We start from the raw sequence: 13,784 nt of genomic DNA, 5'->3' as shown, positions 1-13,784 counted from the left end.
CGGCGCGGAGCGGCCTCACGGCGCCGCCTCCCCATGCCGCCGGAAGGCGTGCCAGAGCGCGAGGTCGTAGGCGATCTTGAGCACGCCGCAGGCCACCAGCGGCGCGGCCAGCCAGCCGACGGAGAACAGGGCGCCGCCGATGGCAGGGCTCGCCGCGGCAGCGAGGCTCCTTGGCACGGCGGTGAAGCTCGCCGCGGCGGCGCGCTCGGCCGGCGTGACCACCGCCATGACGAAGGCCGAGCGCGTCGGCACATCCATCTGCGAGAGTGCGCTGCGCAGGAACAGCAGCGCGAGCGCCACCGGCAGGCTGTCGGCGAAGGCGGCGAGGATCAGACAGACGCTCGACGGGATGTGGGTGAACACCATCGTGTTGATCAGGCCAATGCGGCGCGCCGCCCAGGGAGCGGCGAGCTGGGAGCCGGCCGACAGCAGCCCGGCCCAGAAGAAGAACTGGCCGGCGGCAACAAGCGAAAGGTCGAAACGCTCGAACAGCCAGAGCGCGAGCAAGGTATTGACGATCAACCCTCCGGCTAAGGCATCGACCGAGAACAGCGCCGCCAGTTTGATCACGATGCCGCGTGAAGGCCCCAGGGGCGCGGGCGCCGCCGCCTGCTCATGCACGTGGTGGTCCGGCAAGGCGCGATACAGGACGAAGATCGCGACGCCGGTCAGCCCGTAGGCGACGAACATGAGGCGCAGCGCGTCGAGCTGCGCCAGGCCCGCAGCCGTCAGGGCGTGCGGGATGGCCGTCGCCAGCGAGCCGGCCGCGGCGCACAAGGCGCCGACGAAGGTGTAGCGCGCGAAGAGGAAGGTGCGCGCCTCGCCCTGCGCCGACTCCGCCAGCCGCGCATGCTCCAGCGGCAGGAAGACGCTGACGTCGCCGGCACTGGGGTTCATCGTGCCGACGAAGGCGACGAGCAGCAGCGGCCAGAAGTCGCCAACGCCACCCAGGCCGGCCAGCAGCAGGCCGGTCAGGCACATCAGTCCGGCGGCAGCGAGCAACAGGCGGCGCTGCGGGAAGCGATGGCCCCACTGACCGACCGCCAGGGTCGCCAGCGCCGAGCCGAAGAGCGTCGCGGTGCTGATCAGCCCGACTTCCCACGTGCCCAGCCCCAGGGCGAGCAGATAGACCGGCAGCAGGATGGCGATGAAGCCGTCGGTGAAGGCCCGCAGGGCGCGACCGATCAGCAGCAGGCGCGCCTCGGGCGCAGCTCCGGCGGGCAGCAGCATCACTTCAAGCCAAGCAGGCGGGCGACCTTCTTCAGCGGTGTGTCCGCGCACCAGGCGTAGAGCGCGTCGTACATCACCATGCCTGCATTCAGCATCTCGTGGTCATCCTCGAAATTGAGGGAGAGCCCTTTCGAGATCGCCAGAAGCCCGGCCGCTTCCTTGGCCAGGTCGGGGCGACCGGTGTCGGCGGCCCGCACGATGGTCGCCAGCTTTTGCAAGGGCGGGTCAGTCAACTGGTATTTGGCGATGAAGGCATCGAAGCTGCACTGATCGCCGTGGTGCCCCAACTCGACGCCGGAGACGTCATAGGGGGTGGCCCCGGTCTCGGCGGCGATCCTCATGACGTCGCCCGACGGCACGTAGAGAAACTCCGGGCTTTCGTCGATGAAGCGGGCAATCAGCCAGGGACAGGCGATGCGGTCGATCTTCGGGCGTTCACGGGTAATCCATTGCATGACGGTCTCCTACTCTTGTTCCTGAGCGTTCGAACTGCCAGCCCTCGCCGCAACCAGGCAAGCCACGAGGCAGGGCAAAGAGCGCCAGGGGCCGGCTCGCGTCATTTCACGGCCTTCTGTGCGTCCAAAGTCCTTTTCAACGACTGCGCCAGCTCCGCCGCTTTGCCTTTGCCCCAGTAGTGCAGAAATACGTAGCGCGGCTCCTCGTGCGTCATGTGGTTGTGGATCGCCACGATGTTGATTCCTTCTCGCCGCAACACCTTGAGCACCGTCTGGAGTTCCCCCTCACGCATCGCGAAGTCACCGTCCACCACGGCCTGCTCGTCGGTCCCTGCAAACGCAGCCCAGGTGTTGACGCCCATCTCATTGCCGACGGGTGTGCCGTGCATCTTCGCCTCGCGCCCGAAGCTCACCTTGACCATGCCGTCCTTCACTTGCGCCTTGGCGCCGAGGATTTCCTCGATGCGCGCCGCGGTGATGCTGCTGGGCGTGGGAATGCTGCCGCCAAAGGCCTTTGCGGGTTTGGGTTGGCTTGCTCGCACCTGCGCGACCCGGTCATACACAGCCTTGACCCCTGTGGCCAGTTGCCGCGCATCGCCCATCCCGCCGATGTGCATGAAGTAAACCTTGGGCTGGTCGAAGAAGAAGTGGTTGTGCAGCGCCGTCACTTCCAGGCCGGCTTCAAGAGCGGCGCTCATGGCCGGATTGACCTCGTCCTCGAACAGCACCGTGTCGCCCATCATCATCGTGCTGCCGCCCGTCGGCGTGAATGCAGCCCACGATGTCAGGCCCATGAAGGGTGGCATCGTCCAGCGATCCACGCTGACCTTCACGTCATCGCGCGGCTTGCTGACCTTGAAGACGTTCTCGGTCTTGTTGTAGTTGCCCTTGAGTCCCGTCACGGACTCGATCGTTGCCGTGTCGACCGTCGGTCCTGCCGCAACGGCCATTTGCATGCAGACTGCTGTTGCTGCGGCGAAAAGGATTCGGGTTTTACGGGTCATATTGCCTCCATGAGGGGATAAACGATCAACACATCGTTCCGGGCGCCCCCCTCCCGCAGCAGGATTGAACGTGCTGGCGAGTTCGGATTTTGAACCGCCCCGGGAAGCCCGGAGGCTCCAACTCTTGAGAAGATGGAGCCATGAGCAGACAAGGAAGGTTTTCCCCGGAGGTCCGGGAGCGGGCGGTGAAACTGGTCCTGGAGCACCAGACCGAGTACGACTCGCAGTGGGCGGCGATCGGTTCGGTGGCAGCGAAAATCGGGTGCACGGCCGAGACGCTGCGCGGCTGGGTTCGGCAGCAGGAGCGTGACACGGGTCGGCGCGAGGGCATGACGACGACCGAGAAGGAGCGCATCAAGCAGCTCGAGCGCGAGGTGCGCGAGCTGCGCCAGGCCAACGAGATCCTGCGCAAGGCGTCGGCGTATTTTGCCCAGGCGGAGCTCGACCGCCGCTCGAAACGATGAAGGCCTTCATCGATGACCACCGCGCCGACTACGGGGTCGAGCCGATCTGCAAGGTGCTGCCGATCGCCCCGTCGACCTACTACGCGCACGCGGCGCGCAAGGCTGATCCTGCGCTGCGTTCTCGGCGGGCGAAGCGCGACGATGCGCTGATGCCCCAGATCCGGCGCGTATGGGATGAGAACTTCGCCGTCTACGGCGTGCGCAAGGTGTGGCGACAGATGCGCCGCGAGCGCGTCGATGTGGCGCGCTGCACGGTGGCGCGGCTGATGAAGCGGCTGGGCCTGCGCGGCGTCATTCGCGGCAAGCCGGTGCGCACGACGGTCAGCGACCCGAAGCTGGCGTGCCCGCTGGACAAGGTGCAGCGCCAGTTCACCGCCGACCGGCCGAACGCGCTGTGGGTGTCCGACTTCACCTACGTCTCGACCTGGCAGGGCTTCGTCTACGTCGCCTTCGTCATCGACGTGTTCGCCCGCCGGATCGTGGGCTGGCGAGCGTCGTCCTCGGCCCGCACTGACTTCGTGCTCGACGCGCTCGAGCAGGCGCTGTACGCCCGCAAGCCGGTCGGCCCGGAAAGGCTCGTGCATCACAGTGACCGCGGCGTGCAGTACGTCTCCATTCGCTACACCGAGCGCCTGGCCGAGGCCGGACTGGAGCCCTCGGTGGGCAGCGTGGGCGACTCCTACGACAACGCGCTGGCCGAGACCATCAACGGGCTCTACAAGGCCGAGGTGATTCACCGGCGACCGTCCTGGCGAACGCGCGACGAAGTCGAATGGGCCACGCTCGCCTGGGTCGACTGGTTCAACAATCGTCGGCTGCTGGAGCCCATCGGCAACATCCCACCGGCCGAAGCCGAGCAAGCCTACTATTCACAATCCACCGGGTCCGTCGTGACGGCGTGACTCAAACCAACGAGCCTCCGGAGAAGCCGGGGCGGTTCATTTCGGGGTTTCGGGTTTGATGGTGCGGTCCATGTTCAGGCTCCCAATCGGGTGAAAGCCGCCTCGGCGGTGGTCCAGGACAGGTTTTGCATGAAGGCGTCCACGTAAGCCCCGGCCTTGGCGCCGAAGTCCATGTGGTAGCTGTGCTCGTACATGTCGAGGGCGATCAGCGGCGTGGCGCCGGCCAAGTTGTGGGCGTGGTCGGCGGCCCAGGCGTTCACGAGACGCCCCCGGCGCGGACTCCACACCAACAGGGTCCAGCCGGAGCCGCCGCCCTGGGCCTTGCCCATGGCCGTGAATTGGGCGCGCCAGGCGTCCATGGAGCCGAAATCGCGCTCGATGGCCGCCTTCAGCGTCCCGCCAGGGTCGCCTCCCGCGCCACCGAGGGAATCGAAGTACACCTCGTGCAGGATCATGGAACCGCTGGCGATCATCTCCTCGCGCTTGAGGCCGTTGATCTCGAACACCGGCGCCGCGCCCCAGTTCAATTGCGCCAGCTTTTGCTCGATGGCGTTGAGACGCTTGACAGCGCCGCCGTAGTTGTTCTCCCAATGGCTGACGATGAGTTTCTCGGACAGGCCGGTGAGTTTGGCCGGATCGCATGAAAGGGACCTCAGTTCGTAAGGCATCTTGGCTTCCTCAGCAAGGTGGATCGGAAACGGCGCGACGAAGGCTGACTCGATCAGGTTCAGCCTTGGCCCGGAAACACCAGCCACCCCGCCAGTCCCGCCGCGAGGATCACGACGACGACGTTGAGCTTGTTCTTCCAGGCATAAAGGAATGCCAGGGCCGCGGCGAAGATCGACATGCCCGCCGTCAGCGATGGCACGCGTTCGGCAGTGACCCGCGCCAAGTCGATGGTGGTTGCGCCGATCAGGCCGACTACCCCAGCCGCGACGCCGTCCAGAAAGGCGTGTAGCCGTTTGTTCTCCACGACCGCCTCCAGCCGGTCGTAGAAAATCAGCGAGAACGCAAAGGCCGGAAGAAAGATCCCCGCCGTCATGGCCACCGCCCCGATCGGCCCCCCCGCCACATAGCCGACGAACGTGGCGAAGATGATGAGCGGTGCCGGCAGCACACCGGACAGCGCCAGGCCGTCCAGGAACTGCCCATCCGTCATCCACCCGCGCCCGACGGCGTCGTTGCGAACGAACGGAATCGCTGTGTAGGCGCCGCCGAAGGTGAGCAAGCCGGCCTTGAGGCCTGAGGCGAAGATGAGCAACACCGAGGCTTGGCCCTGAACGACCGTTTCCACCAGCTTTGCTGTTGGCTCAGCCCAAAATGCCACGGCCGTGGCCAGCGCCACCGCTGCCAGCGTCACTAGCAGTGCTGAGGCCCGATGCTTGAGCACGAGCAGGGCGTACACAAGCCCACCCGCCGGCAGGGTGATCCAGAAGTCGACACGACCCATGGCTGCCAGCGCGCAAACGATGGCAATGGCCCACAACCAGCGATCGAGCAGGATGTGCTCGCCGATGCGGTGCACGGCACGCACGATCAGGGCGATCACGGCCGCCTGCACGCCAAGGAATGCCGCGCCCAGCGAGGTACCCACAAGTTCAATCTGGAAGTACAACCAAGACAGCGCGAACATCAGCAAGAATCCGGGAAGCATGAACCCGAGTCCCGCCAGTACGCCCCCCAGCCGCCCCTTCGCTCGGATACCCAAATGAACGCATATTTCGTGTGCTTCGGGTCCGGGCAGTACTTGCATTACCGCAAGCAGCTTGTTGAAGCGTTTGCTGGAGATCCAGCGTTCCTCGTCCACGAGCTCGCGGCGCAACATGGCGATCTGAGCTACAGGCCCGCCCCATGCAAGCAAGCCGAACTTGAGAAAGCGCACGAAGAGCTGCAGGTAGCTCATCGCTGGAGGGACGGCTTCAGTCGTAGCATCCGTCTGAGGACTGATCAGGGCGTTCACGTTGTTTTTTCCTCGTAACTTTTCAACAGCCAATCAAAAACTTCGCACGCGCGAACGAGCAACGCGTCGTCGTCGGATTCGGATGCTCTCAGGCCCGCGAGCAGCTGCTCGATGCCCGGCGCTTCCGGTACCGGCAGCCCGCCCACGTCCAGGCAATGCACCAGTTCGCCCAGGCGCGTCAGCGCTGGGTCATCCTCCAGGCCAAAACTCGCCAGCAGCGTCTCGAAGGTGACCTTGGTACCGACGTGGCTGAACGTCGCACCGTCGAAATCGAAGCCGAGCCAATCGGCTTTGCAGTCGGCGGGACTCGCCAGCCAGACGATGCTGGCCTTCGGGTCGATAAACCGGCGGATCAGCCAGGCCGAGGCGAGCCGGTCGACCCACGGACGGGCTCGCGTGGCCCAGACACGGCCCCGATAGTCGGCGCGCTCCAGTCGCGGAATGTCAGCCTGCCGAGGGGTCGGCTCGTCGGGAGAAAGTCGGCGGGTGAGCGCATCGCGCAGGTCGTCGAGCAGGCTCAAGGTCTGCCGCTGCGCCTCGCCGGGGAAGAAATCGATGCGCGCCACGTGCTCGAAGCGGCGCACGAGTGGCTGGAGCTTGCGCGCGGCGGCGGCGCCATCCAGGGATGCTAGGCTCCGCCCGAGTTCTTTGATCTCCTCGGCGATGCCGGCGTACTCCTCGCCGCGGTCGAACAGGGCGCGCAGGGTGGCCTCCTGGCCTTCCTCACACTCCGACAGACGATAGACCTCGCCGCTGCCCCCGGCCTCGACCGACTGCGCCGCCACTTCGTCCAGCGCCGTAGCGCTATCGGCCGAGTCGGGCAGCAGATAGACCCCATCGCGCAGCGTCGCGCAGCCCAGCGCCTTGACGGAGCGCCAGACGCGCATGCGGCCGGTCGATGCCTTGGTGGGCAGGCTGATGAACAGCGCGAGAAAGCTCAAGCACGGACTCCTTATTGCCAAGAGGGATGAGTAATATATCCTACTCCTTGTTATAGATAAAACGAAATCTATGGAATTGCGTAGCGAGTCCGTCGGATCTGATCCCGAATCGGATGGTGCCCGCCGATGCGCCGACCGGCCTCATCAGGAAATGTTGGAGAAGCTGGTGCGACCGATGCTGGCATTGACCGGCACTACTACGAGTTGTGCGCGCTGTCGGACCAAAGAGCGCTCTGCGCCGGGCGATCTGGGTGTCCGAAGACAAGAATTCGGCCCCCGAAGGGGCCGATCAAGAGGGAAACAATCTCAATGCACCAACTGCCGGGCCAGTGCCACTTCCACCGAGTCGCCGTCCTGGTTCAGGACATCGAGCCCTGACTCAGGCTCATCGCCCGACGTGCTCTGCGACACCATGATCTTCCTGGCCATCAATCCCAGGCAGGTCATCTGCGAGGAGTTGGCGTAGCCGAGATAGATCACGCGCACCGGCTGCTTCTGGCCGATGCGCCATGAGCGCCGGGCGGCCTGCTGCAGCGAGTACACGTTGTAGCCCGACTGGAGGAACACGATGGTCGGGAACTCCAACAGGTCCAGGCCGGTTTTCACCAGCTCGGGATTGGTGATGAGCACGTCGATGCAACGGTCCAACTGCTCGGCGATCCAGTCCTCGCGGCGGGAGGCATCCACGCTTGCGCGCAGCACCGCCACCTTGAAGCCTTCCTGCTCCAGCAGCACCTTCAGGCGGGACGTGGTGTCACGCGTGCCGGTGTAGACCGAATAGACCAGGGTCTTGCGACCTTCTGCCTTCTCCTGCTTGCAGATCTCGATCAGCTCGCGTTCCTTGGGCATCAGCTCCAGCTCGTTGAACTGAGCCGGCACGAAGGCCAAGGTGTTGCGCGTGCGTGGATGCACCACCGTCTCCGACCGGAAGCAGCAGTCCGGCCAGGCCAGCAGCACGTTGAGGACCACACCGAGCAGCGTCGTGTCGCGCTTCGCCAGGGCCTGCTTCAGCTCCTGGGTCAGCCGACCCGCCAGATCGCGGTAGGCCGCGGCTTGCGCCGTGTCCATCGCGACTTCGCGGAACTCCTCGTCGTAGGGCGGCAACACGTTGCCACCGATGTCCTTCAACTTGAGGAAGACCGTGAACGGCAGGACGCAACGCAGCACGCCCTTCGGACCGAAGCCCGGCGCCTTGACCGTGCGCACCGATACCTTGGTGCCCTTGGCCGTCTTGTGCGCCGTGCCCGTGCTCTCGGAATAGATGTCCTTGAGCACGCCGTGATCGCGCATGAACGCCATCGCGGCCGACGTCATGCTGCCGCTCTTCGTCGGCCGGTAGCCGTCTTCGATCATCCGCCCCGGCAGGGCTCGGAACAGCAGGTGGAACAGGTCGTCGCCGTAGCCGCCCATCAGTGTGCCGGTGAGCAATAGCGTCTTGCGCGCCTTGGCCGCCAACACGCCCATGGCCTGGCCCTGTGCGGAGCCGCCGTTCTTGTACTCGTGCGCCTCGTCGGCGATGAGCAGGTCGAACGTGCCTTGGGGAAGCTGCCTCTTGATGAACTCGGACGGCTGGTAGCCGCCCTCGCCGAAGCCGAACTCCATGTTGGCCATCGCGCGTTCCATCCGGTGGGCTTGCCGGTCCGAGAAGACCAGCTCGCCGTTGCCATCCATCAGGTTGATGAACTCGTGGATGTTGTCCCCGAGCATCGACGCGAGGAAGGCGTCACCGAACTTTTGCATCAGCTTCTGCGCGGTGACTTCCCCGATGGTTGGAATACGCTTCAGTGCCTTGAGCACGGTCGAGGACTGGTCGCTGGCGGACAGGCCTCTGGGACGGATCAACGACCACAGCGGTGCACGGCAGTGGCTGCACTTGCGGCGGGACTCCTCGGCTTCCAGCTCGACCGGGTTGATCGGCTCGCCGTCGAGGTCGGTGATGACATGCCCGCAATCCGGGCAGGCCCCCACGTCGCCGTGAGGCGTGCGCCGCCGAACGAAGACAGGTTTCCAGTGGAACCCCATCCGCATCCGCACGCGGCCCAGGACGAAGAACTCCTGGCCCTGGGCCGGCACGCCCAACTGCTCGCGCAGTTTCAGCAGCTTGACCAGCGTGTCCGGGCCATTGAGTACCCAGACCTTGGCACCGGCCACCGTCTCCTGGATTTCGCGCCGCCACTTGTAGACCAGGTGGGGTGGCGAGAGCACCAGGGTGCGGCGGTAGCCTTCGGCGTTGAGCACGGCGGCGGTGGCAATACCCACCGTCGTCTTGCCGCAACCCATCTCGCCATTGACGATCGCGGCGCGTTCGCCGCGGTCTACCAGTAGCTCGGTGACGGCATGGACCACATCGGCTTGCGCCGGGAACAGCTTGCGCATGAGCGCGGCGAGGATCAGTTGCCGATGCACCCGCACCTGGCCGGTGTAGACCGGAGGATTGGCGCGGTTGAGCGAGTCGAGCAGCTCGTCGCCGAACTCCGATACGAAGTCCTGCAGGCTGAGCGTGAGGGGTGAAGCAGCCGTTTCGAGCAGGTCGCCCTGCACAGCGGTTTCGGGAACGGTTTCGAGATCGAGGGACATGGTGATGCTCCAAAGCAATGGGGCATGCACCTCCCCCACGGGGCGGTGACATGCCCCTGGGTGGGAAGAAAGAAGCGGCGCGAGGCCGCTGGATGTTGGATCAGTATTCGCTGGGCAACAGCAGTGTGGTGACGCTGCGATCCCATTCGGTGATGATCCAGAGCTTCAGGTCGCGCGTGACCTGGTAGGACGAGAACAGACGATCCTCACCGGATTGCAGCGCGGCGTCGTTCTGCCGTCGATCGCTGTCGTCCAGGTCGCCCCAATCGCCATGAAGATGGCGGCGCAGGTACGGCGAGGGGTTGAGCCGGCCCTGTCGGACCAGCTCGTCGACGCCGGCGGTCATGACCACCTGCCCTGGCGAAAAGCGTGCTTGTGACCCGAGGTTGAGGACTGCGAGTGCCATGGTGGTTTCTCCTTCTGGAAGAAGGGGCCACGGCACCCCATCGGGGCAACGTGACCCCGGTGGGTGGATGAAAGCGACGGCGAACCGTCAGGGAACAGCGATCAGCGGATGGTCAGCACTTCGCCCCACGTAGGCGAGCCCAGCGTCAAGTCCCATGCACGAATGACCGGCACGAACTTGTCGGTGAGGATGCGTGTCTCGGCCACGGAGCCGTCGTCGCGTTCGGTGTATTCCGTCTGGAGCATCTTCTCCTTGTGGGTGTCACCTTTGACGACGAGCACGCGCCCGCTCTTGGACGTCACTACGCCGGAAATCGCGCCTGCGGCCAAGGCCAGGGCGAGATGCCAGTGCGACAAGGCCCGCGCGGGCGGACGCAGCGACTGCTGCGCGGCGCCCAGATGCGTATCGAGCGCCGGCCAGAGTCCTTGCAGCCGGCCGACTTCATCGGCGAACTGCTCGGGCTCCATCGTCACGCGATAGAAGTGCTCCGGCTCGGCCGGGCTGGCAGGGACGGTGTACGGCAGGAACGGCCATTCGAGCGGCAGCTCCTCGGCTTCGGCGTCGCCCTGTCCGATCTGCAGCAGCAGACCACGCACGGCCTTGACCGACTCCGACGCCTGGTCGCGCTGACGAATCCTGCGGCCGAAGATCACCACCTGCTTGAACTGCGTTTCCACCGCACGGTAGATGCGCAGGTCGACGAAGTGGCGCGTCAACCATCCGACCAGCTCGGGGTCGAGCACGTAGGACGGCACGATGAAGATCAGCACGCCGCCGTACTGCAGCAGCGGCAGCGCGCGCTGATAGAAGAGCTTCTCCAGCCGCGCACGGCCCTGGCCCTGATAGCCGATGTTGCCGTTCACGTCCTTGCTCAGGTCGCCATACGGCGGGTTCAGCCACAGCAGCCCGAAGGACTGGCGCGAGATCAGCGTGTCCATCAGGTCACCTTGGATGCAGCGATCGACAAGTTGCCGTGCGTGGCGGGCGCGCTCGGCGTCGTACTCGACGGCGAAGGCCTGGACCTGCTCGCGCCCGAGGGCGTGAGCGGCTTCGGCGATCGCCACGCCTTCGCCGGCGCAGGGATCGAGGATGGACATGGAGCCGGGAGACGGCGCCAGTGCGGACAAGGCCCGCTCCAGCGTCGGTTCGTCGGTGGGGAAGTAGCCGTTACGAATGAAATTGCGCGCCAGGCGCGGAAACATGAGTGCCATGGATTTCTCCTGATGATGGATGAGGGAAGGCGGGCACGCGCGGCGCGCATGCCCGTGGGGATGGTTCACGCCACACGCCGAAGCGGTGCGTTCGCGGCCAGTTCGTACTGCGTGGCGCCGAGGGTGCCGTTGCGAATCAGTTCGCCCAGCGCCTTCGTCAGCGCCGGGACATCGAGGGCCAGCCGATGGCCTTCCAGTGGCCCGAGGGCCAAGGGAAGACCGGTCAGCATCCGCCGTGTCTGCAACAGCTCCAGCACGGTGTCGCGCCAGTGGTCGAGCAGTGGCAGCGGGCAGGTGTCCTGCACCAGCGTCCACAGCCGGTCGAGCCGGTGCGCGGAATCCCTGGGCAGAAGCGCCAGCGCGCTGGCGTTGGCCTTGTCTGGCTTCACGCAGCGACGATCGAACAGCCACACATTCGTCAGCGAACCGAACAGCGTTCGCCGATAGGCGCGGGTGATGCGCTTTTCCAGGTTCTCGACGTTGCCGACGAAGACCGGGATGGAAGCGCCCTGCTCGGTGATGACGTGGAACTGATCCAGTCCCTGTTCATCCCGGCCGAGGGTCAGGCGGGCGAGGAACTCCTGAACGGCGGTGTCGCGCGCCCAGATCGACAGAAAGACGAGATTGCCCTGCTCGTCACCGACGCAACCGTCGGCCATGAGGTCGGGGCATTCGTCGATGCGGTACAGCGGTTTCGCGGAAGAAGGTGCAGGCATGGTGATGTCCTCTTGAAAATGAAGGAGCAACCACAGCCCGCGGGGCCATGCTCGCCCCGGTTGGGTGAAGGAAGATTCGTGCCGCTAGACGGCGCGTCCCGCGTGGAAGCGGTGAACCCGCTCGCGCCACTCGGAGCTTTGCACCGGCGCCATGTCGAGATAGCGCAGCGGACACGAGTAGTAGTACGGATGCACGGACTCATCGAGGGACTTGTAGCCCCAATCGCCGCCCGAGCTTTCCAGCAGATTGCAGCCGATGTAGCAGACGGACTCACCGGCCGCGAGGCCCATGACGCCCGCCTGCATGGCGGTGACGCGAACCACGGTCCACAGAACGTCGCCGTCCAGCGTGTGGTCGATGACTTCGCAGCAAGCGCGTTCGGACGCCTGCGGAGCGAGCAGCTCGCGGATCAACTGATCGCGCGTCTGACGAACGAAGGTCCAGCCCATGAGGGTCTCCTTGAAGAAAAGGCCGGACCCCTCCCCGTCGGGGGAGAACCCCGGCGGGTGGCGGAATGCCGCGCAAGGCGGCGATGGATCAGGCAGCTTTGAGGTGCCAGTCCTGGGACAACGGAGCGAACTCGTAGCCCAGCTTGTCGAGACGGTCGCGCTGCTGACGCAGCACACGACGATCCACGGTCGCATCGAGCTTCACAGTCTCGCCCAGGGGCCACAAGGCACCGAACAGCGCCGCGTCGTCTGCCTCGGCCGAGGCCGCAGCGGACACGGGAGCCGGTTCGCTGCCGAACGGCGTGGTATCGACCAGGGGATCGCGCGGACTGCGCGGCTTCGCCTTCGGCTTGGCCGGGGGCGATGCCGGCGCGGGCGCCTGCGCTTCCTCGTCGATCGGATCGACTTCCTGCGGACTCAGCCGGCGGGCTTCGTCGCGGCTCAGGGCGTCGATGTTGGACAGCGTCATCCCGCCCAGATGGGCGCGGATCTCGATGACCATGCGGCCGTTGGCGTTGTACGTGGAGGGGCGAATCTCGACGATGACGAAATCACCGTCGTACTTGCCCTCGCGGTACTGATCGAGTTCGGCGTTCTTCACGACGAACTCGCCGATCGAGGTCGCCAGGCGGCCGACGTTGAAGTCGCCGTTCCTGCCGTGGATGGTCTTGATGGCCAGTTGGCCGGGGATGGTGATCATGAAGGTCTCCTGGGACGAAGAGAAGACAAGGCCCCGGGGATGGGGCCTTGCGGATCAGAACGACTCGGCAACGGCCAATGCGGGGGCATCGGCTGCGTCGTCGGCAGCATCGGCGACGGGCTTGGAAGGCTCCGGTGCCGAGGCTTGCTGCGCAGCGGACGCGTCGGACGTCACAGGGACTTCCGGGTCGCGCTCGTCGGTCTCGGTCGGCTTGGGTTCGGCCTTGTAGACGAGCTTGCCGTCGACCTTGATCCAACTGACGAACAGCAGGCGGGCCTTGAGGCTCACACCCTGCTCGCCGGCACGCTTGCCCTTGGAGTAGGTGAAGGTGTCGGTCCACAGGTCGCCCAGGCGGAAGCCGATCATCACCTTCTTCTCGGCGTCGACCGCCTGAATGCAGCGGCGCACCAGGTGCTGCGCTTCCGAACCCGATACGCGCGTGTCGAAACGCACATACGAGACGTCATCGCTGGGACCGTTCAGAGCCGCGATGTCGCAGGCCAGGAACGCATCGCCTTTCTTGGGCTTCACTTCGCGGATGCGATTGAGGTACCCGAGGCCGGTGATGTGCAGATCGAAGTAGGACTTTTCGTTGGAAGTGGTCATGGTGAATCTCCTGGGAACAAAGAGGCGGAGACACACCCGACCCAAGGCGGGGAAGGTGTGGAACCCCCGCGTGGGTTGATGGAACAGCTTGGTGGCATCGCCATCGAAAACCGATGGCCGTTCGCGCATGGATGCCGGTGCGAACTGGAGTGATCAACGCGG

The 13,784-nt window shown here is 65.4% G+C and carries 14 protein-coding genes and 1 other annotated feature; of the genes, 1 reads left to right on the top strand and 13 read right to left on the bottom strand.

What is annotated here, in order from left to right; genetic code table 11:
* Window positions 1-15: 15 nt before the first annotated feature.
* From ALIDE2_RS08835 to ALIDE2_RS08825, 3 genes are all read right to left on the bottom strand, one after another.
* Complete coding sequence (locus tag ALIDE2_RS08835; protein WP_013721864.1) at window positions 16-1,230, bottom strand: MFS transporter; 1,215 nt, start codon at window positions 1,228-1,230, stop codon at window positions 16-18.
* Window positions 1,230-1,685, bottom strand: coding sequence for a chromate resistance protein ChrB domain-containing protein (locus ALIDE2_RS08830; protein ID WP_013721863.1), 456 nt, complete (start codon window positions 1,683-1,685; stop codon window positions 1,230-1,232). Before ALIDE2_RS08830 ends, ALIDE2_RS08835 begins: the two co-directional genes overlap by 1 nt.
* 101 nt (window positions 1,686-1,786) lie before the next feature.
* Window positions 1,787-2,641 (bottom strand): DUF1259 domain-containing protein, encoded by an 855-nt coding sequence (locus ALIDE2_RS08825; protein WP_049791322.1) that lies wholly within the window; start codon window positions 2,639-2,641, stop codon window positions 1,787-1,789.
* Between the two features lie 188 nt (window positions 2,642-2,829).
* Here ALIDE2_RS08825 and ALIDE2_RS08815 point away from each other — a divergent pair.
* Window positions 2,830-4,055, top strand: a protein-coding gene (locus ALIDE2_RS08815) for an IS3 family transposase (RefSeq protein ID WP_373444363.1) whose coding sequence is annotated in 2 segments (ribosomal slippage) — window positions 2,830-3,118 and window positions 3,118-4,055 — 1,227 coding nt in all. Because the reading frame shifts where the segments join, the coding sequence is not laid out codon by codon here.
* Window positions 3,108-3,224: a sequence feature (AL1L pseudoknot), on the top strand. It overlaps the preceding gene by 117 nt.
* A 74-nt stretch (window positions 4,056-4,129) precedes the next feature.
* On the opposite strand, the gene ALIDE2_RS08810 is transcribed toward ALIDE2_RS08815, so the two are convergent.
* From ALIDE2_RS08810 to ALIDE2_RS08765, 10 genes are all read right to left on the bottom strand, one after another.
* Window positions 4,130-4,723, bottom strand: a complete 594-nt coding sequence (locus ALIDE2_RS08810; RefSeq protein ID WP_013721859.1) for a superoxide dismutase — start codon at window positions 4,721-4,723, stop codon at window positions 4,130-4,132.
* Between the two features lie 59 nt (window positions 4,724-4,782).
* Entirely contained in the window at window positions 4,783-5,958 is a 1,176-nt protein-coding gene (gene chrA / locus ALIDE2_RS08805; protein WP_013721858.1) for a chromate resistance efflux protein ChrA, read from the bottom strand.
* 53 nt (window positions 5,959-6,011) lie between these two features.
* Complete coding sequence (locus tag ALIDE2_RS08800; protein ID WP_013721857.1) at window positions 6,012-6,956, bottom strand: chromate resistance protein ChrB domain-containing protein; 945 nt, start codon at window positions 6,954-6,956, stop codon at window positions 6,012-6,014.
* A 306-nt stretch (window positions 6,957-7,262) separates the two neighbouring features.
* Complete coding sequence (locus ALIDE2_RS08795; protein ID WP_013721856.1) at window positions 7,263-9,533, bottom strand: helicase-related protein; 2,271 nt, start codon at window positions 9,531-9,533, stop codon at window positions 7,263-7,265.
* A gap of 100 nt (window positions 9,534-9,633) precedes the next feature.
* Window positions 9,634-9,939, bottom strand: coding sequence for a hypothetical protein (locus ALIDE2_RS08790; protein ID WP_013721855.1), 306 nt, complete (start codon window positions 9,937-9,939; stop codon window positions 9,634-9,636).
* A 101-nt stretch (window positions 9,940-10,040) separates the two neighbouring features.
* A complete protein-coding gene (locus ALIDE2_RS08785) occupies window positions 10,041-11,150 on the bottom strand; it encodes a DUF6094 domain-containing protein (RefSeq protein WP_013721854.1) in 1,110 nt (369 codons plus the stop codon).
* A gap of 65 nt (window positions 11,151-11,215) precedes the next feature.
* Window positions 11,216-11,866 (bottom strand): hypothetical protein, encoded by a 651-nt coding sequence (locus ALIDE2_RS08780; protein WP_003141029.1) that lies wholly within the window; start codon window positions 11,864-11,866, stop codon window positions 11,216-11,218.
* Window positions 11,867-11,950: 84 nt separating this feature from the next.
* Window positions 11,951-12,316, bottom strand: coding sequence for a hypothetical protein (locus tag ALIDE2_RS08775; protein ID WP_013721853.1), 366 nt, complete (start codon window positions 12,314-12,316; stop codon window positions 11,951-11,953).
* Between the two features lie 88 nt (window positions 12,317-12,404).
* The gene (locus ALIDE2_RS08770) at window positions 12,405-13,016 is read right to left on the bottom strand and encodes a DUF3275 family protein (protein WP_004255049.1); all 612 of its coding nucleotides are present in this window, start codon (window positions 13,014-13,016) and stop codon (window positions 12,405-12,407) included.
* A 54-nt stretch (window positions 13,017-13,070) separates the two neighbouring features.
* Complete coding sequence (locus ALIDE2_RS08765) at window positions 13,071-13,622, bottom strand: STY4534 family ICE replication protein (RefSeq protein ID WP_013721852.1); 552 nt, start codon at window positions 13,620-13,622, stop codon at window positions 13,071-13,073.
* Window positions 13,623-13,784 lie beyond the last annotated feature (162 nt).

The organism is Alicycliphilus denitrificans K601 (assembly GCF_000204645.1).
Classification (GTDB): domain Bacteria; phylum Pseudomonadota; class Gammaproteobacteria; order Burkholderiales; family Burkholderiaceae_C; genus Alicycliphilus; species Alicycliphilus denitrificans.
The sequence above is the reverse complement of the archived record's forward strand: the minus strand, read 5'-3'. Positions and strand labels throughout refer to the sequence as shown.